Source organism: Candidatus Omnitrophota bacterium, assembly GCA_018830005.1.
In the GTDB taxonomy this organism is placed as follows: domain Bacteria; phylum Omnitrophota; class Gorgyraeia; order JAHJTE01; family JAHJTE01; genus JAHJTE01.
Map to the genome: position 1 here is coordinate 198,208 of JAHJTE010000001.1, position 18,878 is coordinate 217,085.

Sequence of the window (18,878 nt, forward strand, 5' to 3'; positions counted from 1 at the left end):
AGGTATTTATGATGAAAAAATTAACCTATAAAAAAAGTGGCGTGGATACAAAGAAGGCAGCCAAGTTTATTAAAGACATTACCCCGTTGGTTAAACAGACTAAAAGGTTTGGAGTCTTAAAGGATATTGGCAGTTTTGGAGGTTTTTTTTCTTTTTTAAAACCTAGTCTTAAGCATCCGGTCTTGGTCTCTTCTAGTGATGGAGTGGGCACCAAGATTAAAATTGCCATCTTGGCTAATATTCATGATAGCGTAGGCATTGACTTAGTAGCAATGAATGTTAATGATGTCCTTTGTTCAGGAGCCCAGCCTCTGTTTTTTCTTGATTATATCTCTTGTTGTCAGATCCAGCCCAAGACTTTTAAGTCAATTATTAAAGGGATTGTTAACGGTTGCAAACAGGCTGACTGTGCTCTTTTAGGCGGAGAGACAGCCGAGATGCCCGGGATGTATAAAAAAGGCGATTATGACCTGGCGGGTTTCTGCGTAGGGGTGGTAGAAAGGGATAAAATAATTAGGCCAAATAAAGTATCCACAGGAGATGTTGTATTAGGCATAGCCTCATCTGGACTTCATTCTAACGGATTTTCCTTAGTACGTAAGATATTTAATAAAGCGCAACTTTTGTCAAATAAAAGAGAGTTGCTTAAACCAACCCGTATCTATGTGCGGCCAGTATTAAAGTTACTTAAGGAGTTTAACCCTGGTACAGATTTTAAGATCAAAGGCATTGCCCATATCACCGGAGGCTCATTCTATGATAAGGCTAGCCGCATTGTTCCTAAAGGGAAAACCATTCTTATTAAAAAGGGCTCCTGGCCTATCCCAAAGATCTTTAAGGCAGTTGCCCAAAAGGGTAAGGTCCAGGAAAAAGAGATGTTTCATACCTTTAATATGGGCATAGGTATGGTTTTAATCCTGGATAAAAGAATTGCTAGGAAGGCATTAAATAGATTAAGATCTCTAAGGTTTAAAAGCTGGATTATTGGAGAGATTGTTAAGGGTAAGGGAAAGGTCACTATAGCCTAGACAATGAAGATTCTAGTTTTAGGTAGCGGCGGAAGAGAACACACACTGGTTTATAAGATTGGCCAGTCTTCTTTGGTAGATAAGATATTTTGCATTCCGGGTAATGCTGGAATAGCTCAAGATGGCGCAGAGTGTGTTAATATTTCACTAGATGATCAGCAGGGATTAATTGAATTCGCAAAGCGTGAAGCAGTTGATCTTACTGTTGTCGGACCTGAAGTTCCTCTGGCTGAGGGCATTGTAGATGCATTCGAGGCAGCTGGTTTAAAAATTTTTGGCCCGAGAAAACAAGCAGCTCAATTAGAATCAAGCAAGATATTCGCCAAGAATTTGCTTAGAAAATATAATGTTCCTACAGCTGATTTTAAAATATTCTCTGATCTTAAGCAGGCCCTTAGCTTCCTGCGCTCTAAGGATTTTCCTCAGGTGATAAAGGCCGATGGCCTAGCTGCTGGTAAAGGGGTGAGGATAGTAAATTCTTACCCTGAGGCTAAAGTAGCAGTCGAGGATATGATGCAGAAGAAGATCTTTCAGAAAGCAGGAGAAAGAATCCTGGTTGAGGAGTGTTTGATAGGCGATGAGGTTTCGATTATGGTCTTAACTGATTCTGAAACAATCCTGCCTCTTGTATCGAGTCAGGACCATAAGAGGGTATTTGATAATGATAGCGGCCCAAACACAGGTGGAATGGGCGCATATTCTCCTGCAGCAATCGGAGGCGATTTATTTAAACAGATTATAGATTCTATCGTAGTTCCTGTCATCTCTGGTCTTAAAAAACAGGGCATTGTTTATAAGGGTGTACTTTATGTAGGTATTATGCTTACCTCAGAAGGTCCAAAGGTCTTAGAGTTTAATGTACGTTTTGGTGATCCGGAAACGCAGGTTATATTACCGCGTCTAAAAACAGATATAGTTAGAGTTTTTCAGGCTGTGGTAGAGGCGAGATTAAAAGATATAGAATTAGATTGGGATGAACGCAGTTGTGTCTGCGTTGTGTTAGCCTCTGGCGGATATCCTGGTCACTACGAAAAGAACAAGCCAATATCTGGTTTAGGCAATCTGGCTAAAGATAAAGATGTATTTGTTTTTCATGCTGGGACAAAATTTTATAACGGAGAATTGGTTACCTCAGGAGGCAGGGTATTAGGAATAAGTGCCTTGGGCCCTACTCTAGATGAAGCAATCACTCGTATGTATGAGGCAGTATCACAGATTTCATTTAAGGCTATGCATTTTCGAAAGGACATTGCCCAGAGGGCATTGAAGCCGAGTGTTTCTGTGGGTTTTGATCCCGGGATAGAGTTAAAGAGAAACGTTAAATAGGAGGCTAATAAATGGCAAAAGCAATAGTTAGTATTATTATGGGCAGCTCTTCTGATACACAGGTCTTGAAAGAAACAGAAATTATCTTGGAAAGATTTTCAGTGCCTTTTGAAAAGAGAGTTCTCTCGGCTCACCGCAGCCCGGAGGATTTAGTGGAATATGTTAAAAAGGCACAGGATAAAGGCACCAAGATTATTATTGCTGGCGCTGGTGGTGCAGCAGCATTAGCCGGAGTAGTTGCTGCCCATACAGTCTTACCAGTGATCGGCATTCCTATGGAGACAAACAGTCTAAAAGGGCTTGATTCGCTTTTGTCTACTGTTCAGATGCCATCCGGCGTTCCTGTAGCAACAATGGCAGTTGGAAAGGCGGGAGCTAAAAATGCAGCTATCTTGACTTTGCAGATTCTGGCAATAACCGATAAAAAACTCCAGAGGAAATTAGCGGCCTATAAAAAAGAATTGGTTGATACAGTAAGAATTCAGAACAAGAAATTCAAGAATAAAAAATAGAATATATGCAGACTAAGATTTTTAAGATGAGTGAGGAGTCTATTGATTATAAGGCATTGACTGATTGTGTCCAGATTATGGAAAAAGGAGGCATTGTTGCCTTTCCTACGGAAACAGTCTATGGTCTAGGCGTTAATCGCGATAGCAATCAAGCCTTAAGACGCCTATCTGAGATTAAGAAGCGGTCTTTAAATAAGCAGTTCAGCGTGCATATTGGACCATATCAGCGAATAGAAGATTTTACTTCTGATAATTCAAGCAGTATTTATAAACTCATCGATAAATTTTGGCCAGGACCCTTGACCTTAATTCTTAAAGCGAAAAGGCGAGGCGAAAAGGTAGGTTTACGTTGTCCTTCCAATAGAATAGCACAGGAATTAATTAATAGGGCAGTTAATGTGATTGCAGCAACCTCTGCCAATTCATCGGGTGAGGAGCCGGCAGTTGATCCCCGGAGAGTTTTAGATGAATTTAACGGCAATATTGATGCGTTGATAGATTCAGGTAGAACTGAACTGGCTAAGGAATCTTCTATCGTTGATTTATCAGAGGAAAGCCCTAAATTATTGAGAATCGCAGCCATAGGAAAAGAGAAAATAGAAAAGGTACTAAATACGAAAGTTGTGCTTTTTGTTTGTACTGGGAATTCATGTCGTTCTGTTATGGCAGCTGTCTTGTTAAAGGAAAAGCTTAAAAGTGATGCTAAAGATGATATTGAGGTTATTGACGCAGGTATTGCTACATTAGGTGGTATTTCAGCATCGCAACCTAGTATAGAACTCCTAGCGCGCGTTGGCATTGATGCCTCCAAACATCTTTCTACTCAATTGACGCGCAGAATGATTAGAAAGGCAGATTTGATTTTTGCTATGGCCAGAATTCATGAAAAGCATATCTTGTCTTTAGCGCCCGAGGCAAAAAATCGCCTGTATCTTTTAAAGGAGTTTGGCCAGGAAAAAGACGTCTCCAAGACAGATATAGACATAGTTGATCCGATAGGCAGGTCAATGGAGGTTTATGAGGATTGTTTCAATATAATAAAACAATCAATAGAAAGGGTGAGTGAGCTTATATGATAAGAATAGCTATTGGTAGTGATCATAGAGGGTATTTTCTAAAAGGCAAGCTTAAGAATTTTTTAAGAAGCAATAAAGTGCCAGCTATTGATGTTGGTACGCATTCTCCTAAGTCTTGTGATTATCCGCTGTTTGCTAAAAGGGTTGCGCATCTGGTTTCTCAAGCAAGAGTAGATTACGGAATTTTAATATGTAAGACTGGAATCGGAAGCGCAATAGCAGCAAATAAAATCAAGAATATACGCGCAGCACTTTGTTATAATATAAAGGCAGCTAGATTTTCTCGCCAGCACAACAACGCCAATATCTTGGTGTTGGGTTCAGATTTTGTTAGTGAGGATCGTGCTAAAAGGATAGTGCAAGAGTGGTTATCGACTAACTTCGGCGGCGGCCGGCACGAAAGAAGGTTAAAACAGATTACTAATATTGAGGAAGAATAGAGAGGCTACTTACGATGCAGAATATAAAAAGACATGATCCAGTATTGTTCAAGTTAATTAAAAAAGAATTAGAACGGCAGAATGCAAATCTGGAATTGATTGCCAGCGAGAATTTTGCTCCGCCTATTATACTTGAGACCCAGGGAACTTGTCTTACGAATAAATATGCCGAAGGCTATCCGGGGAGGCGCTGGTATGGGGGCTGCGAGGATGTAGATAAGATTGAGGATCTGGCAATTGAGCGGGCAAAAAAACTTTTCGGTGCAGAACATGTTAATGTCCAGCCGCATTCAGGTTCTTCTGCGAATATGGCTGTTTATTTTAGCGCTTTAGAATTTGGAGATACTGTACTTGCACTTGATCTAGCCTGCGGCGGACACCTTACTCACGGGCATGTGCATAACTTTTCCGGACTTTTTTATAATATCGTTACTTATGGTGTCAACAAAGACTCGGAAATGCTAGATTATGATGAGATACAATCTCTGGCTAAAAGATTTAAGCCAAAGATGATTATTGCAGGTGCCTGTGCCTACCCGCGTATAATAGATTTTAAGAAATTTAGAAAAATTGCTGATAGTGTTGGCGCTTATCTATTTGTGGATATGGCTCATATTGCAGGACTGGTTGCAGCAGGCCTGCATCCTTCGCCTTTGGCCCATGCTGAATTTGTTACCACGACTACTCATAAAACCTTGCGCGGTCCACGTTCTGGACTTATTATGTGTAAGAAGGAATTTGCTAAAAGAATCGATTTAATGGTCTTTCCTGGTATTCAGGGCGGACCCCTAATGCATGTCATTGCTGCCAAGGCAGCTGCGCTCAAGCTTGCTTCAACAAAAAAATTCAGAGATTATCAGCGTCAGACTTTAAATAATGCTAAGGCCCTAGCAGTCTCTTTGGCTGATTTTGGTTTTCGTATTGTTTCAGGCGGGACCGATAATCATCTTTTGTTAGTAGATCTATCAAACCGTTCTATTACTGGCCGTGATGCATCAGCAATCTTAGATGAGGCAAATATTACCGTAAATAAAAATCTTATACCTTTTGATAAATTAAGTCCTTTTATCACAAGCGGTATCAGGTTAGGGACTCCTGCTGTTACCTCCAGAGGTATGAAAGAGCACCAGATGAGAAAGATAAGTGGTTTCATTGATTCTCTTTTGGTGTCTAGGGTTAATAGCGCGGCAATCTCGCATGTTAGGCGAGAGGTTAAAAAAATAACAGATAAATTTCCTCTATATACGGCATTGAGAAAGATATGAAGAAATCAATCTCGCAGCGAAAACGAGCTGATAGGAGACCTAGTTGGGATGAGTATTTTATGGATATTGCTAAACTGGTCGGAAAACGCTCTACCTGTTTAAGAAGACGCGTGGGCGCTATCATTGTTAAGAACAGAAGGATCTTGGCAACAGGCTACAATGGAACGCCTTGCGGGATCAGACACTGTGATGAAGTTGGCTGTATAAGGATTAAATTAAAAGTTCCAAGTGGCCAGCGCCACGAACTCTGTCGTGGTTTGCATGCAGAACAAAATGTGCTCCTGCAGGCTGCGCTTTACGGTATCAGTGTTGAGAGTGCCTCTCTCTATATTACTAATCAGCCCTGTATTATTTGTGCCAAGATGATAATAAATGCAGGAATAGAGGAAGTTGTGATTGCTGATGGTTATCCCGATACTATGGCTAAAGAATTTTTGAAAGAAGCAAAGATAAAGATAAGACGATTTAAGAAATGAAATGTCCACATTGTGGATATAAGGAAGATAAGGTAGTGGATTCGCGCTCAACCGCAGATACTACTGCTGTGCGCCGTCGCAGAGAATGCCTTAAATGCGCCAATCGTTTTACAACCTATGAATATATAGAACTGACGCCCCTTTTGGTAATAAAAAAAGACAGCCGCAGGGAGCATTTTGAACGCCAGAAGATTATTAACGGACTTCTTAAGGCATGCGAGAAGCGGCCGATAGGCATTGAGCAGTTGGAAGAACTTGTTAGCCGCATAGAAAGGACGCTGCGGCGAAAATTTGATAAAGAGGTCGACTCTAAATATATTGGCGAGCTTGTAATGGAATATTTAGCAAAGACAGATGAAGTGGCATACGTCAGATTTGCTTCTGTGTATCGACAATTCAAGGATGTAGGTCAATTTATGAAGGAGTTGAAGGTATTTCTTAATAAATAACTTTTATATGAGGGCAACGACATGATCGAGATGGAATTAAATAAGATTATCATTGATGAAAAAAGGCAGGAACAGGCCATAGTCTTAAAGGAAAAAAACGGAGAAAGGCTCCTGCCGATAATTATTGGATTAAATGAAGCCTCAAGCATTAAGATAAAGCTTGCGGGAGTCAACACGCCCCGGCCCATGACGCACGATTTGCTCAAAAACATTATTGAACAGCTAGGGGCGAAAGTAGTAAAGGTTGCCATAGATGCACTCCTTTCTAATACATTCCACGGTAAGATTTTTATAAACACAGAGGATGATAAACAGAAGATTATCGATGCCCGTCCTTCTGATAGTATTGCCTTGGCTGTTCGCACCAAATCCCCAATTTTTGTGGAGGAAGATGTTTTAAAAAAGGCGCAAGTCTTTAAGGGTATCTAAATAACCTGCCTCTATGAAACTACGTTTATCCGACCTAAAAAAGATAAAATTTCTAAAAGATATCTTACGTTTAGCAGATAATAGCCAGATACCCATCTATTTAGTAGGTGGCTGCCTGCGTGACTGCTTATTGTCAAGAAATCGAGAGTACCTAGATTTTGATTTTGCTTTATCAAAAGGCTCTCTAAGGTTTGCCAGGAGAGTCTCTCATAAATTAAATGCACCCTTTGTTTTGCTCGATGAGCCGCATGGTGTAGCGCGGGTAGTATTTAAAAATAAAGATTTAATAGCCAATCTTGATTTTTCAGATTTTCGCGCTGCTAGTATTGAAGATGATTTAGGCCTGCGGGATTTTACGGTCAATGCCTTAGCTATTAAGCTCTCTGATATCTTTTCAAAAAGGATCAAGCTAAAGCAGGCGATAATTGACCCTTGCAACGGAGTGAGTGATCTTGCAAGAAAGATGATACGTCATCTGAGCAAGGTAAGTTTCAAAGATGACCCCTTGCGCATGCTGCGTACTTTTAGCCTTTCTGGCCGCTTAGGTTTTAGGATTAAGGAATCAACAATTGAGTTGATTAAAAAAGAAAATCGTCTAATTGAGAAAATCAGCCCAGAGCGCATTCGGGAAGAGTTGTTTAAGATTTTTTCTCATAAACACTCTTCTAATTTTATTATATCCCTGGAGAAAAGCGGACTGCTTGTGAGATTGATTCCTGAGATAAAATTAATGCATAGACTCAAAGGCGGTGCTTATCACCACCTTGATGTCTGGAGGCATAGCTTAGAAACCCTAAGACAGCTAGAGAATATAATAGATGTATCAATCAAGAAGGCTGATGTTCGCAAATATCTTTATGAGGAGATATCTAGTTTTCATAAACGCTTCACTCTCCTTAAATTTGCCAGTTTAATGCATGATGTCGGAAAGCCTCAAACCTTTAGCAGTAAAGGTGAAGAGATTCATTTTTATGGACATGAACGTATCGGCGCAAAAATCGCAGAAAGAATCGGTGAGCGTTTGCGCTTATCTCTAAAAGAAATAAAGATGCTCAAAACATTAATCTATTGGCATCTGCGGCCTGGTTTTATGGCAGATATCCAAGATTTAAGCCGGCGGGCATTATTCAGATATTTCCGCGATACTGGTACTGAGGCAGCAAGCGTTGCCTTGCTTTCTTTGGCAGATCAGCGTGCAACCAGAGGCAGGCTAAAGAGAGGTCCAGATAGAAAAAGTCACGAACAGCTTATAAGACTACTTCTGCGCCACTATTTTAGCAAGGCAAAAAAGAGAAATAAGCCGCCATTTATCAATGGTCATGATGTTATACGCAGTCTGCGTTTAAAACCAGGGCCTTTAATTGGCAGGATTTTAAATGAGGTAAATGAGGCTCAGGCAGAAGGTGTATTAAGGAATAAACGCCAGGCGCTCTTATGGGCGAAGAAATTTTATAAAAAAATAAATAAACTCGAGGCATAATTATGGATTTTAAATATAAGAATACTACTATAAAGATAGTCAAGGCCGATATTAGTACGTTAAAGGCAGAAAAAATTGTTAGGTTTGATATAGGTCAGGATGAAGTAAAAATTCGAAAAGATTGTTTTGCTGCATTAGATGCTGCCAATAAAAGCAAATTGAAGACACTTATATTTGCGCCGTCAAATTATAAGGCAGAAAGACATTGGTTTGAGATTAGCGCAAAGATTATGGCCCAGGAGATATTTAAGCACATTAAAGATAGAGATGCTAGTTTAAGAGAAATCACATTTGCACTTAATGATGAGACCTGCTTTGCTTGTTTTAAAGACAACGCCCCAGGATATATTAAATACATTACTTATAAACTTTCAAAAGGGCCATTTTCTACTATTGATATTATTATTAAAGTTAAAGGCGGCATTATTTTGATAGAAAGAAGCAATCCTCCCTTTGGCTGGGCATTGCCAGGTGGATTTCTTGATTATGGAGAGAGTTTAGAGGAGGCAGCAATACGCGAGGCAAAAGAAGAGACAGGTCTGGACATATATGATCTGGCTCAGTTCCGCGCCTATTCTGAACCTGATAGAGATCCTCGTTTTCACACAGTTTCGAATGTGTTCACTGCCAAGGCCAAGGGTAAACCTTGCGCTTCTTCTGACGCCAAGGCTGTGGGAATATTTGACTATAGCAAGATAAAGAATATGCAACTTGCCTTTGATCACAATAAGATTATATCGGATTATTTTAATGCTCATAATTGACGGGGATTACTCTGAGGGTGGCGGGCAAATCCTGCGTACTGCAGTTGCACTTTCTATAATTACCAGACAGCCCCTTAAGGTAATCAATATTAGAAAGCGAAGACCCAAGCCTGGTTTAAGACCTCAGCATTTAGCTGTTCTTAAGGCGTTAGCTGAAATTAGTAAGGCGACTACGAGTGGTTTTGATATCGGATCGCAAGAGATAGAATTTGAACCAACTTATTTTGCTAGCTTAGATTCTCAACTTGAAATAGACACCCAAACATCAGCTGCTATAGGTCTAGTATTACAGCCTTTATTGTTGGTAGCTGCTTTTGCAACGTCCGGACTTTTATGTCGTATTTATGGAGGCACATCTGGTTTGGGTGCCATGCCCGTTGATTATTACAAAGATATAATTTTACCTGTTTTAAGGCATATTGGTTTAAGAGTTGATTTAGAGATTATTCGTTATGGTTTTTATCCTAAAGGCGGTGGGCAAGTCAGTCTGTTTGTAGATGGCATCAAGAGCAGCAAACCTTTAATCAGAGAAACTCAAGGAAAAATCAAAAATATTAATGGTTTAAGTGTTGCCAGTAAAGAACTAGCAGACAAGGAGGTAGCTCAGCGACAGGCAAAGGCTGGCGAAGATTATCTTAAGAGAAGTTTTGATTGTCCGATTAAGATAGATTCACTTTATGTAGATACTGAGTCTGTTGGTTCGCAGATTAGTCTTTTTGCCCATACTAATAAAGGCGTGCGTTTGGGCGCTGATGCAAGAGGTGAAAAGGGCAAGGCCTCAGAAAGCGTTGGAAGGGATGCAGCATGCCTCTTGGAAGAAGAGATAGCCAGCGGTGCTGCTGTAGATAGACATCTTGCAGATAACCTTATTCCTTGGCTTGCGCTTTTAGGCGGCAGACTAAAAATCGCAAGATTGACTAGCCACACAAAAACCAATATCTGGGTTTGTGAGCAATTTTTTGGTAAAATATTTAGGGTAGAAGAAAATGAGGTGTCAACAGGAGGATGTTATGCGGCCATTAAAAAAGCAAAAGTATAAATTTGATATTAAAAGAATAAGTGCGGAGAATAAAGATGTAAAGAAGGATAAAGATTTAACGCCGCGTGAGCTTTTTGATGAGATTGTAAGAACAAAATCCAGAAGGAGACATAGGTAAGATGGCTGAAAGGAAAGAACTTAAAGATATTTTAGAGAATTTCTATCAGCTGCTTTATCAGAGATTTGGTCCGCAGCACTGGTGGCCGGCAAAGACGCCATTTGAGGTTATTGTAGGCGCAATCCTAACCCAGAATACTAACTGGGCAAATGTAGAAAAGGCGATTCTTAATTTGAAGAGGGCCAAGCTTATTTTTCCTCGCAAGCTACGTAAGGTCTCGATAAAGAGATTAGCAAGATTAATAAGGCCGGCAGGCTACTTTAATATAAAGGCGCGCCGAGTTAAAAATTTTATCAATTTTCTTTTTAGTCGTTACGGAGGTAGTCTATCGAGGATGTTTAATGTTGATCCCTGGAGTCTGCGGGCAGAGCTCTTGACGGTTCCAGGTATTGGTCCTGAGACTGCAGATTCAATACTTCTTTATGCAGGAGATAAACCTGTGTTTGTAATCGATGCCTATACGCGGCGCTTTCTCTCGAGGCATAATATTATTGAGGCAGATGCCACCTATTCGCAGGCACAGGATATATTCTTGGACAATCTGCAGATAGACGTAAATTTATTTAAAGAATTTCATGCCTTAATTGTTCGTTTGGCCAAGGAGTCTTGTAAGACTAATCCCCAGTGTCAGGGATGTGCACTGGAGGAGGCGATGAAGGATATAGAATATATCTGTGACTCTTGCGGTAGCGAGCTGAAACATCCGCGCCAGCGCTATAACTGTAAAATTCAATTGTATGCCTCGCCTAAGGTGGAATTGACCAAAGAAGATTTAAAGAAAGACACCCAGATTGAATTGCGTCGGCTACTTAGGCAGCTTGAAACTATGGATCCAAAGAGATTAGAGGAACAGGTATTCGTCTCTTATAAGTTAATACTTTGCAAAAAATGCCGCGATATATTCAATGAACGCATAAAACATAAAGAGTTTGTCTAACAACTTAGGGTTAAGATGAAGATTGGCATAATTGGTCTACCCCAAACTGGTAAGAAAACCCTCTTTGGTCTTTTGACTGAATCAAGGCACGATAAAGATGCTGATGTTAAACGGCCGCTTACTGGTATAGCCCGAATAAGAGAGCCTCGCCTTGATTTATTAGTAGACGTTTATAAGCCTAAGAAGTACCAGCAGGCCAGGATTGAGGTTGCACTCCTGGAGACGATTGAGAAAGATTCAATATCGAGTGGAAAAATCTTTAAGGATATTTTTGATATGGACGCCATCTGTCATGTTGTAAGGGCGTTTGGCGATGATACCATATATCATGTAAACGGCGAAGTCAATCCTGAGCGCGATATCAAGACAATCAACGACGAGCTGATTATGCACGATTCGATTTTTATTGAAAAGCGCTTAGAAAGGATTGAGAATGATAAGACCAAGAGCAATAGTGACATTTTGGCCAAAGAGAAAATCCTGCTTTTAAAATTAAAAGAGCATCTTGAGAAGGAATTGCCGCTTCGATTGTTTAAGCTAGAGCAAGAAGAGAAGAAGATCTTAACAAGTTATCCTTTGTTGAGTTTTAAAGAAGTGGTTACACTGCTTAATATTAACGAAAATGATTTGAAGGATGAGACCCTGCTTAAAAAACTACAAAATAAGTTTGCCTCTGATAAACAATTGTTTATGCAGGCCTGTTTAAAGATCGAAGCAGAGATAGCCTCATTGGATTCAGATCAAGAAAGATCAGAGTTCCTTAGAGACTTAGGGATTGGTGAATCTGCGCTTGAGTGTTTAAGCCGCATATCTATACAGGCATTAGGCCTTATATCTTTTTTTACGGTGGTTTCCTCTGAAGTTAGGCAGTGGACTATTAAAGCAGGCTCCAATATTCTAGATGCAGCCGGAGCAATACATAAAGATATGCAACGCGGTTTTATCAGAGCCGAGATTATTAAATTTGCCGATTTAAAGCAATTGGGAAGTGAGGAGGCAGTTAAGGCTGCTGGAAAATTCTGCCTAAAGGGTAAGGATTATATAGTTGAAGACGGTGATATTATAAAAGTGAGATTCAGTGTTTAATTATGATGTTAGTTAATCTTTTATTTCTATTAATCGGTTTGTTTTTACTGTTTAAAGGCGGGGAGCTCTTTGTTGATTCTAGTGTAGGCATATCCCGTATTCTAAAGATGCCAAGACTCATTATCGGGGCAACAATTGTAAGCATTGCTACAACACTACCTGAGCTGACAGTATCCGCTCTTTCATCTTTTAAAGGGGAGCCTGGTCTTGCTATTGGCAACGCTGTTGGCTCCTGTATTGCCAATATTGGTCTGATTATTGGCCTTGTCTGCCTAGTAAAAGGTGCTCTTATTTTTAGGAAAGACGAAGTTATCTTTCCTTTGCGCGCCATGCTTTTAACTTCATCTATTATTTTTATCTTAACCCTGCCGTTAAAAATTCATCGAGTCTCTGGTTTTGTTCTTATTGCCTTTGCCATTGTCTTTCTTATTCTTAATATAAAAAAGCGTGCATCCGCCAATCAAGCTAAAGATCTTAGATTTTCTGATAGGAAAGAATCACTGTCTCGATGTATTATTTTTTTCATAATTGGCATCTTGTTAATATTATTGGGAAGCCGCTTTCTTGTTTCTTCAGCAGTAGCCATTGCATATTTTTTTGGTATATCTCCTACTGTGATAGGCCTGACAATAGCTGCAGTGGGGACATCATTGCCAGAGCTTGTTACTGCCTTTGTCTCTGTCAGGAAGAATGAGACGGATTTGTCTTTAGGTAATATTATCGGCGCAAATGTCTTGAATATGACTCTTGTTATTGGAGGGGCTGCCTGTATTAATCCCCTATATTTGAGCCGTTTTACGCAAATTTACTCAATACCAGTAATGCTATTGATTAGTTCTGTTCTTGCGTTTTTTATTTTAAGGCGAAAGCAATTAACGCATAAAGAGGGTAAGATTATTCTTACTTTGTATGTTATATATATTTTTGGTTTAATTCTTGCTACATTGGCCGGGATCAGATAGGCCCTAGGAATACTTGATTATAAGTTAATAAAGGTATAGAATAAAAGAAGCCATAATTTAGCGATCAGGAATTGTAAACTAAATTATCTGTTTATTAAAGGAGGATAAAATGGATTCAATAATGGGATTTTTTCTTAATATCTTTTCGCCTCAGATTTTCTGGCCTATTATTGGCGTTATTAGTATTGGCTTTATACTTGTAGTTGCCTTTTCAATTATTGGAGAGGGCAAGAGCAAAAAGAAAGATGAAGATATGACTAAGAGGCTAGAGTTGTTTGAAAAGGATATAACTGAGAAGGATGCTGAAACTAAAAATTTAAAAGATAAATACAAGGCTAAAGAAGGAGATTATTGTCGGCAGTTAACAAAATTGGAAGAGCAGATTAGTGAAAATGAAGCCAACAGGGCAAAGATTAATAGCCTGGAAGCTGAATTGAAGCAAAAAGATGCATCATCACAGAAAGATAGGGCGCTGCAAGAAGGTTTCGACAAGAAAACTAAAGAGGCTCAATTAGAAATAGAGAAGGCGAAGAAGGAAGCCACTTTAAAGCTTGAGATGTATAATGGTCTCAAAAGCCAGTATGACGAGTTAGAAACCCAGATGACGGCTAAGGTAAAGGAGTTAGAGGAAGCAATAGCGAAAAAAAATAGTTTTCAGGAAGAGGTTGCGAAACTAAAGAGTAAATTAAGCGAACAAGCTAAGGTTATTGAGCAGCATAAGAAAGAGCAGGCCCAAGTAAAAAAAGAAGTCAAGCCAGAAGCAGTACAGCCTGCGCCTAGTGAGAGTAAACAGCCTGCGAAGCAGGGTGAGGGCGTTTCAGTATCAGATGCCTTAAAGAAATCAGAGCCTGTTCCTAAGCAGGAGGAAAAGGAAAAGAAAGAGCAGGCCCAAGTAAAAAAAGAAGTCAAGCCAGAAGCAGTACAGCCTGCGCCTAGTGAGAGTAAGCAGCCTGAGGGTGCTTCAGTCTCTGATGCTTTAAAGAAGTCAAGGCCTGCTCCTAAAACTGAGGCGAAAGTAAGACTGGCCCAGGTCATGCAGGAGGCAGCAAAGGTTGCCATAAAAAGAGATGATAAGCTAAAGCAGGAAAAATCCAAAACGGAAGAAGAAAACAAGGCCAAAGAGCAAGAGAAAGATAATAATCCCACCGGTCCTTAAGGATCTAGGCAGTAAAATTTCTTTTATTTTTTTATGCGTTTATATGGTAAGAATTCTATATTGGAGCGCTTAAAGAGTGCCCCCCAGACAATAAATAAGATTTATATAAAGAAAGGTCTTAATCTAGAGGCAATCGTAAAACTTGCGCGCGATAAGGAAATTGCCTTTATCCATATGCCGGATAAGAAATTCTTTAATTTCACTAGCGGCATTCATTGTCAGGGAGTAGTGGCGGAGGTTGATAAGTTTGCCTATAACTTTTTGGAAGATTTCCTTAATCGTCCCAAGCAAGAACTGCTTTCACTTGTTTTCTTAGATAATGTATGTGATCCTCAGAATCTTGGTGGTATCTTGCGAACGCTGGCTTGTTTTGGAGGATTTGCTTTAGTCATACCTAGGCACAAGAGCGCTGCTGTTAATGATACTGTTTTGAAGGTTGCCTGCGGAGGAGAAAGCTTTGTACCTGTAGCACAAGTTTCTAATCTTTCAGTTGCCATTGAGCTTGTAAAAAAAAGTGGTTATTGGGTTGCGGGTGCTGTAACTGAAGCAGGCAAGGATTTGTTAGATATGGAGTTGCCGTTTCCACTGGCAATAGTTATCGGTTCAGAAGGAAAAGGCATTCGTCCAGGTGTAGCTAATCATATTGATTTAGGCCTTACTCTTCCCATGCCTGGTACGCGGCTGTCTTTTAATGTAGCAACGGCCACAGCCATTTTTTGCTATGAAATCTTCAGGCAAAAGAGTAAAGGGAAAAGATAGATTTAGCAAAAGGAGGGTTGCCATGTCTGCAAAAGGAATGGTTCTAGTAAAACTTGCTCCGGGAGAAGAGAAGCAGGCGATCGAAGGGATAAGAAAGGTGCCCGGCGTTAATGACGTTACTGGAGTTTTTGGGGCCTGGGATGCAGTTTGCCATGTTGAAGGTGTGGATTTAAAGACTCTGGCTTCAGTAGTGGTAGAGAGGATTCGCGGTCTGCGGGGAGTCGTCGAGACTGAGACGCTTATTGAAGTGAAATTGTAGTATAGATACGAGATTATTAGTTTTGCCTCTTGGTTTTGGTAAGTTAAGGATAGACTATGAATATTTTGATAGGTGTAGGATTTTTTGTTGTCGTTTTAGCAATCGCTGTATTTTTAATGATAAAAAATACAAATACGATGAATACTCGCCTTGATTCAATAATGAGCGGGGTGAATAAACAGTTGAATTCTTTGACATCACAGCTTAATGAACGTATTAAGGAAGTCAGTCATACAATTTCAGATACACATCGGACTGTGGGTGATCGGCTTGACAGTGCAACAGAGATTTTTGGTAATGTCAGGGAATCTTTAGGTAAACTGGAAGAGACGAATAAACAGATATATGAGATAGGTCGCGACATAAGTAGTCTGGAGCATCTATTGCGCGCCCCTAAATTTAGAGGTGAATTGGGCGAGACCATGCTCGGGAATATCTTATCTCAGGTGTTGCCCAAAGAGCATTATAAGCTCCAGCATACATTTGATTCAGGTGAGACCGTAGATGCTGCTATTTTTATTGGAGATAATATCCTAAGTATTGATGCAAAATTCCCATATGAGAATTTTAAGCGCATGCACAATGCTGAAAACGAAAATGAGAAGAAGCAATTTATGCGCTTCTTCATCAGAGATGTAAAGAACAGAATAACCGAGATATCTTCCAAGTATATACTCCCTGATGAGAAGACATTTGATTTTGGCCTGATGTATGTTCCTGCTGAGTCACTCTTTTCTGAGATTACACGCGATTCTACAATCAGCAATTTTGCTAAAGCAAAAAAAGTAATACCTGTCTCGCCGAATACCTTTTACGCATATCTGCAGGCAATATGTCATGGTCTAAAAGGACTAACCATCCAGCGCAATATCGTAAAGATTATGAGAGAATTAGGCAAGGTAACTGGCGAATTCTCTAAGTTTAAAGGAGAATTTTCTGTACTAGGCGGCCATATTCGCAATGCCAAACAGAAATTCGACGATGCCCAGTTACGCTTGGATAGATTCGGCGATAAATTAATTAGTACGCATAATATTAAGGCCATAAAAGATGAAGCAGACGGGGCCTAATTTTTCCTCCAGAGATAAGATTTTAGAAGAAATAGATGGCGGATATCAATTTAGATGCTTTAAAGACAACGGCGTTATTGGTTTATTTACGGCCGAGAGAAAAGACTATAGATTCTCAAAGCAAGCTATCTTGAATCGCCAGAGCCTGCTTGAAAAATTAAATTTAGATTCTTCAAGAGTAGTCCATTTTGAGCAAGAGCATTCTTCTGATGTAGTTTGTGTTGATGATTTCAGGTTGAGGCAAACAAGCGGGCATAGACTAGTATGCGCTGATGGCCTGATCAGTAGTCTAAAGAATTTAGCTTTAGCTGTTTTTATCGCAGATTGTCTGGCAGTTTATTTTTTGGATCCTCGCAAGAGAGTAATAGGTTTAGCGCACGCAGGTTGGCGGGGAACCCTGCAGGAGATTTGCAAAAATCTGATTCAGCTTTTATCTGTTCGCTTCCAATCCGCCAGTAAGGATTTAATCGTTACCTTTAGTCCTGCAATTCGCAGTTGTTGTTATGAGGTAGGTCCTGAGGTAGCTAAATTCTTTAAAGATAGCGTCAGAGAGAAAAATGATAAATCGTTTTTGGACTTGGCGGCTGAAAATAAAAGGCAGATTATAGAGGCTGGGGTGCAACCAGAAAACATCATTGATTCTGAAATATGCACTTGCTGTAAAGGGAAAGAGTTTTTTTCTTATAGGAAGGAAGGTAAAAAAGCAGGGCGGATGATGGCCCTGATGCTACTAGTTTAAGATGTAGATAAGAGGTGGATAAATGTCTAAGGCATTGATAATTTATTATTCCCGTTCTGGTAATACGGCTAAGATGGCCCAAGAGATTGCAGCAGGAATAAAAGAAGAAGGGATTGAGGTAGATATAAAAAAGATTAACGAGGTAAAGCCAGAAATGCTTTTTGATTATGATGCGATAATTATAGGTTCGCCGACTTACTATGGTTCTATGGCAGCACAGATAAAGAGCCTACTGGATGAAACTGTTAGATTTCATGGCAAGCTCGATGCTAAGATAGGAGCAGCATTTTCCTCTGCAGCTAACATTGGTGGTGGCAACGAAACTACAATCCTGGATATATTACATGCCATGCTCATACACGGGATGATTATTCAAGGTGATCCTTCTGGTGATCACTATGGAACAGTTGCAATTAATAAGCCTGATAGCCGCAGTCAAAAGGGGTGTTTGCGTCAGGGAAAACGTATAGCAGGACTGATTAAACGTCTTAAATAGTGTTAGCTAAAATAAAGGATGAGACAATGAGTAAATACAGCCTTATTTTCGTAACAGTGCCAGACAAAAGGCATGCTAAAAAGATAGCTCGCGCCCTGCTTAAGGAAAGACTTGCTGCCTGCGTAAACATTATAAACAGCTTGGAATCTTTCTTCTGGTGGCAGGGTAAGATTGATAGGGCTTCTGAATCACTTTTGATTATCAAAACTAAGAAACAATTATTTTCGAAGATCTCTAAACTGGTAACTAAGTTACACCCTTATGATACACCGGAAGTAATTTCTCTTTCTCTAGAGAAGATTATTCCACGTTACCGTCGGTGGCTAGATGCAAGTATCTCTAAATCCTCTTAGTTTCATAACCGTATTTTTTTATGGGGTGCTAGTAAGTTTTTCTCCCTGTATTTATCCTTTTATCCCTATTACCCTTTCCTATATCGGAGCAAAAGGCTCTTCTTCTAAGATAAGAGGTTTTTACCTTAGTCTGGTCTATGCGATTGGGTTGGCCTTTGCCTTTTCTGTTTTAGGCACTCTAGCAGCATTGAGCGGAAAGGTCTTTGGCACCTTTACTCAAAGTGCCTATTTTTATTTACTTATTGCTAATATCTATATATTATTAGGACTAAGCCTACTTGGAGTTATAAATTTTCCCTCTAAGAATATTGCCTTCTTTGGCAATATGGCCAATAAACTATCTGCAGCCAGAGGTCTGATTGGGATATTTCTGTTAGGCCTACTTTCAGGTGTAGTTGTTAGTCCTTGTGCTGTAGCATTTCTGGGAGCGATTCTCGCGTCTATAGCAAAAGAAAGGAGTATTTTTTTAGGAATTAGTTTGCTTTCTTGTTTTGCCCTGGGCATGAGTTCTTTATTGATCCTTGCCGGCACCTTTGGTAGTATCCTGTATTCCTTACCTAAGTCCGGCCTCTGGAATGAAAGATTGAAAAAAGCAGGCGGTCTTATATTAATAGTCGGGGGAGAATATTTTTTAATAACTGCCGGCTTCTTACTATGAA

At 39.9% G+C, this 18,878-nt stretch carries 24 protein-coding genes; all 24 read left to right on the forward strand.

The features are described 5' to 3' along the window. Nucleotides 1–8: 8 nt before the first annotated feature. The 24 genes from purM (at nucleotide 9) to KJ593_01220 (ending at nucleotide 18,877) form a co-directional block, all read left to right on the forward strand. A complete protein-coding gene (gene purM, locus KJ593_01105; protein MBU2540476.1) occupies nucleotides 9–1,028 on the forward strand; it encodes a phosphoribosylformylglycinamidine cyclo-ligase in 1,020 nt (339 codons plus the stop codon). Nucleotides 1,029–1,031: 3 nt separating this feature from the next. Next, nucleotides 1,032–2,354 (forward strand): phosphoribosylamine--glycine ligase, encoded by a 1,323-nt coding sequence (purD, locus tag KJ593_01110; GenBank protein ID MBU2540477.1) that lies wholly within the window; start codon nucleotides 1,032–1,034, stop codon nucleotides 2,352–2,354. Nucleotides 2,355–2,365: 11 nt separating this feature from the next. Beyond that, the gene (gene purE / locus KJ593_01115; protein ID MBU2540478.1) at nucleotides 2,366–2,866 is read left to right on the forward strand and encodes a 5-(carboxyamino)imidazole ribonucleotide mutase; all 501 of its coding nucleotides are present in this window, start codon (nucleotides 2,366–2,368) and stop codon (nucleotides 2,864–2,866) included. Between the two features lie 5 nt (nucleotides 2,867–2,871). Continuing rightward, complete coding sequence (locus tag KJ593_01120) at nucleotides 2,872–3,942, forward strand: threonylcarbamoyl-AMP synthase (protein ID MBU2540479.1); 1,071 nt, start codon at nucleotides 2,872–2,874, stop codon at nucleotides 3,940–3,942. Continuing rightward, nucleotides 3,942–4,382 carry a ribose 5-phosphate isomerase B gene (gene rpiB, locus KJ593_01125; protein MBU2540480.1) on the forward strand — a complete coding sequence of 147 codons (441 nt, stop codon included), beginning with the start codon at nucleotides 3,942–3,944 and terminating at the stop codon, nucleotides 4,380–4,382. Before KJ593_01120 ends, rpiB begins: the two co-directional genes overlap by 1 nt. Nucleotides 4,383–4,396: 14 nt before the next feature. Then, entirely contained in the window at nucleotides 4,397–5,647 is a 1,251-nt protein-coding gene (locus KJ593_01130; GenBank protein MBU2540481.1) for a serine hydroxymethyltransferase, read from the forward strand. Beyond that, entirely contained in the window at nucleotides 5,644–6,123 is a 480-nt protein-coding gene (locus tag KJ593_01135; protein MBU2540482.1) for a cytidine/deoxycytidylate deaminase family protein, read from the forward strand. The genes KJ593_01130 and KJ593_01135 overlap by 4 nt, the downstream gene beginning before the upstream one ends. Beyond that, nucleotides 6,120–6,572: a transcriptional regulator NrdR gene (gene nrdR, locus KJ593_01140; GenBank protein ID MBU2540483.1), complete on the forward strand. Its 453-nt coding sequence runs from the start codon at nucleotides 6,120–6,122 to the stop codon at nucleotides 6,570–6,572. Before KJ593_01135 ends, nrdR begins: the two co-directional genes overlap by 4 nt. A 21-nt stretch (nucleotides 6,573–6,593) precedes the next feature. Continuing rightward, the gene (locus tag KJ593_01145) at nucleotides 6,594–7,001 is read left to right on the forward strand and encodes a bifunctional nuclease family protein (GenBank protein MBU2540484.1); all 408 of its coding nucleotides are present in this window, start codon (nucleotides 6,594–6,596) and stop codon (nucleotides 6,999–7,001) included. Between the two features lie 13 nt (nucleotides 7,002–7,014). Next, nucleotides 7,015–8,481, forward strand: coding sequence for an HD domain-containing protein (locus tag KJ593_01150; GenBank protein MBU2540485.1), 1,467 nt, complete (start codon nucleotides 7,015–7,017; stop codon nucleotides 8,479–8,481). Between the two features lie 230 nt (nucleotides 8,482–8,711). After that, nucleotides 8,712–9,245, forward strand: a complete 534-nt coding sequence (locus KJ593_01155; protein ID MBU2540486.1) for an NUDIX hydrolase — start codon at nucleotides 8,712–8,714, stop codon at nucleotides 9,243–9,245. After that, nucleotides 9,232–10,284, forward strand: coding sequence for an RNA 3'-terminal phosphate cyclase (locus KJ593_01160; protein ID MBU2540487.1), 1,053 nt, complete (start codon nucleotides 9,232–9,234; stop codon nucleotides 10,282–10,284). The genes KJ593_01155 and KJ593_01160 overlap by 14 nt, the downstream gene beginning before the upstream one ends. Beyond that, nucleotides 10,256–10,402, forward strand: a complete 147-nt coding sequence (locus KJ593_01165; GenBank protein MBU2540488.1) for a hypothetical protein — start codon at nucleotides 10,256–10,258, stop codon at nucleotides 10,400–10,402. Before KJ593_01160 ends, KJ593_01165 begins: the two co-directional genes overlap by 29 nt. 1 nt (nucleotide 10,403) lies before the next feature. Continuing rightward, the gene (locus KJ593_01170) at nucleotides 10,404–11,339 is read left to right on the forward strand and encodes a hypothetical protein (GenBank protein ID MBU2540489.1); all 936 of its coding nucleotides are present in this window, start codon (nucleotides 10,404–10,406) and stop codon (nucleotides 11,337–11,339) included. A gap of 15 nt (nucleotides 11,340–11,354) precedes the next feature. After that, nucleotides 11,355–12,425, forward strand: coding sequence for a DUF933 domain-containing protein (locus tag KJ593_01175; GenBank protein MBU2540490.1), 1,071 nt, complete (start codon nucleotides 11,355–11,357; stop codon nucleotides 12,423–12,425). Nucleotides 12,426–12,427: 2 nt separating this feature from the next. Further along, a complete protein-coding gene (locus tag KJ593_01180; protein MBU2540491.1) occupies nucleotides 12,428–13,387 on the forward strand; it encodes a calcium/sodium antiporter in 960 nt (319 codons plus the stop codon). Between the two features lie 109 nt (nucleotides 13,388–13,496). Next, nucleotides 13,497–14,543, forward strand: a complete 1,047-nt coding sequence (locus KJ593_01185) for a hypothetical protein (protein MBU2540492.1) — start codon at nucleotides 13,497–13,499, stop codon at nucleotides 14,541–14,543. Between the two features lie 33 nt (nucleotides 14,544–14,576). Next, on the forward strand, nucleotides 14,577–15,302 hold the full coding sequence (gene rlmB, locus KJ593_01190) for a 23S rRNA (guanosine(2251)-2'-O)-methyltransferase RlmB (GenBank protein MBU2540493.1): 726 nt from the start codon (nucleotides 14,577–14,579) through the stop codon (nucleotides 15,300–15,302). Nucleotides 15,303–15,324: 22 nt separating this feature from the next. After that, nucleotides 15,325–15,561 (forward strand): Lrp/AsnC ligand binding domain-containing protein, encoded by a 237-nt coding sequence (locus KJ593_01195; protein ID MBU2540494.1) that lies wholly within the window; start codon nucleotides 15,325–15,327, stop codon nucleotides 15,559–15,561. A 56-nt stretch (nucleotides 15,562–15,617) separates the two neighbouring features. Beyond that, on the forward strand, nucleotides 15,618–16,631 hold the full coding sequence (locus KJ593_01200) for a DNA recombination protein RmuC (GenBank protein MBU2540495.1): 1,014 nt from the start codon (nucleotides 15,618–15,620) through the stop codon (nucleotides 16,629–16,631). Next, nucleotides 16,612–17,370, forward strand: coding sequence for a peptidoglycan editing factor PgeF (pgeF, locus tag KJ593_01205; GenBank protein ID MBU2540496.1), 759 nt, complete (start codon nucleotides 16,612–16,614; stop codon nucleotides 17,368–17,370). Before KJ593_01200 ends, pgeF begins: the two co-directional genes overlap by 20 nt. 22 nt (nucleotides 17,371–17,392) lie before the next feature. Beyond that, entirely contained in the window at nucleotides 17,393–17,866 is a 474-nt protein-coding gene (locus tag KJ593_01210; protein MBU2540497.1) for an NAD(P)H-dependent oxidoreductase, read from the forward strand. A gap of 26 nt (nucleotides 17,867–17,892) precedes the next feature. Then, the gene (locus KJ593_01215) at nucleotides 17,893–18,219 is read left to right on the forward strand and encodes a divalent-cation tolerance protein CutA (GenBank protein ID MBU2540498.1); all 327 of its coding nucleotides are present in this window, start codon (nucleotides 17,893–17,895) and stop codon (nucleotides 18,217–18,219) included. Next, on the forward strand, nucleotides 18,194–18,877 hold the full coding sequence (locus tag KJ593_01220; protein MBU2540499.1) for a sulfite exporter TauE/SafE family protein: 684 nt from the start codon (nucleotides 18,194–18,196) through the stop codon (nucleotides 18,875–18,877). The genes KJ593_01215 and KJ593_01220 overlap by 26 nt, the downstream gene beginning before the upstream one ends. Nucleotide 18,878 lies beyond the last annotated feature (1 nt).

Excerpts from the sequence above, each read along its gene's own strand:
- purM (MBU2540476.1), top strand. The coding sequence starts at position 9 with ATGATGAAAAAATTAACCTATAAAAAAAGTGGCGTGGATACAAAGAAG.
- KJ593_01150 (MBU2540485.1), top strand. The coding sequence starts at position 7,015 with ATGAAACTACGTTTATCCGACCTAAAAAAGATAAAATTTCTAAAAGAT.
- KJ593_01175 (MBU2540490.1), top strand. The coding sequence starts at position 11,355 with ATGAAGATTGGCATAATTGGTCTACCCCAAACTGGTAAGAAAACCCTC.
- KJ593_01165 (MBU2540488.1), top strand. The coding sequence starts at position 10,256 with ATGCGGCCATTAAAAAAGCAAAAGTATAAATTTGATATTAAAAGAATA.
- KJ593_01155 (MBU2540486.1), top strand. The coding sequence starts at position 8,712 with ATGGCCCAGGAGATATTTAAGCACATTAAAGATAGAGATGCTAGTTTA.
- purD (MBU2540477.1), top strand. The coding sequence starts at position 1,032 with ATGAAGATTCTAGTTTTAGGTAGCGGCGGAAGAGAACACACACTGGTT.
- pgeF (MBU2540496.1), top strand. The coding sequence starts at position 16,612 with ATGAAGCAGACGGGGCCTAATTTTTCCTCCAGAGATAAGATTTTAGAA.
- KJ593_01130 (MBU2540481.1), top strand. The coding sequence starts at position 4,397 with ATGCAGAATATAAAAAGACATGATCCAGTATTGTTCAAGTTAATTAAA.
- rlmB (MBU2540493.1), top strand. The coding sequence starts at position 14,577 with ATGCGTTTATATGGTAAGAATTCTATATTGGAGCGCTTAAAGAGTGCC.
- KJ593_01120 (MBU2540479.1), top strand. The coding sequence starts at position 2,872 with ATGCAGACTAAGATTTTTAAGATGAGTGAGGAGTCTATTGATTATAAG.
- KJ593_01185 (MBU2540492.1), top strand. The coding sequence starts at position 13,497 with ATGGATTCAATAATGGGATTTTTTCTTAATATCTTTTCGCCTCAGATT.
- KJ593_01210 (MBU2540497.1), top strand. The coding sequence starts at position 17,393 with ATGTCTAAGGCATTGATAATTTATTATTCCCGTTCTGGTAATACGGCT.
- KJ593_01170 (MBU2540489.1), top strand. The coding sequence starts at position 10,404 with ATGGCTGAAAGGAAAGAACTTAAAGATATTTTAGAGAATTTCTATCAG.
- KJ593_01200 (MBU2540495.1), top strand. The coding sequence starts at position 15,618 with ATGAATATTTTGATAGGTGTAGGATTTTTTGTTGTCGTTTTAGCAATC.
- KJ593_01145 (MBU2540484.1), top strand. The coding sequence starts at position 6,594 with ATGATCGAGATGGAATTAAATAAGATTATCATTGATGAAAAAAGGCAG.
- KJ593_01220 (MBU2540499.1), top strand. The coding sequence starts at position 18,194 with ATGCAAGTATCTCTAAATCCTCTTAGTTTCATAACCGTATTTTTTTAT.
- purE (MBU2540478.1), top strand. The coding sequence starts at position 2,366 with ATGGCAAAAGCAATAGTTAGTATTATTATGGGCAGCTCTTCTGATACA.
- KJ593_01195 (MBU2540494.1), top strand. The coding sequence starts at position 15,325 with ATGTCTGCAAAAGGAATGGTTCTAGTAAAACTTGCTCCGGGAGAAGAG.
- nrdR (MBU2540483.1), top strand. The coding sequence starts at position 6,120 with ATGAAATGTCCACATTGTGGATATAAGGAAGATAAGGTAGTGGATTCG.
- KJ593_01160 (MBU2540487.1), top strand. The coding sequence starts at position 9,232 with ATGCTCATAATTGACGGGGATTACTCTGAGGGTGGCGGGCAAATCCTG.
- KJ593_01180 (MBU2540491.1), top strand. The coding sequence starts at position 12,428 with ATGATGTTAGTTAATCTTTTATTTCTATTAATCGGTTTGTTTTTACTG.
- KJ593_01215 (MBU2540498.1), top strand. The coding sequence starts at position 17,893 with ATGAGTAAATACAGCCTTATTTTCGTAACAGTGCCAGACAAAAGGCAT.
- KJ593_01135 (MBU2540482.1), top strand. The coding sequence starts at position 5,644 with ATGAAGAAATCAATCTCGCAGCGAAAACGAGCTGATAGGAGACCTAGT.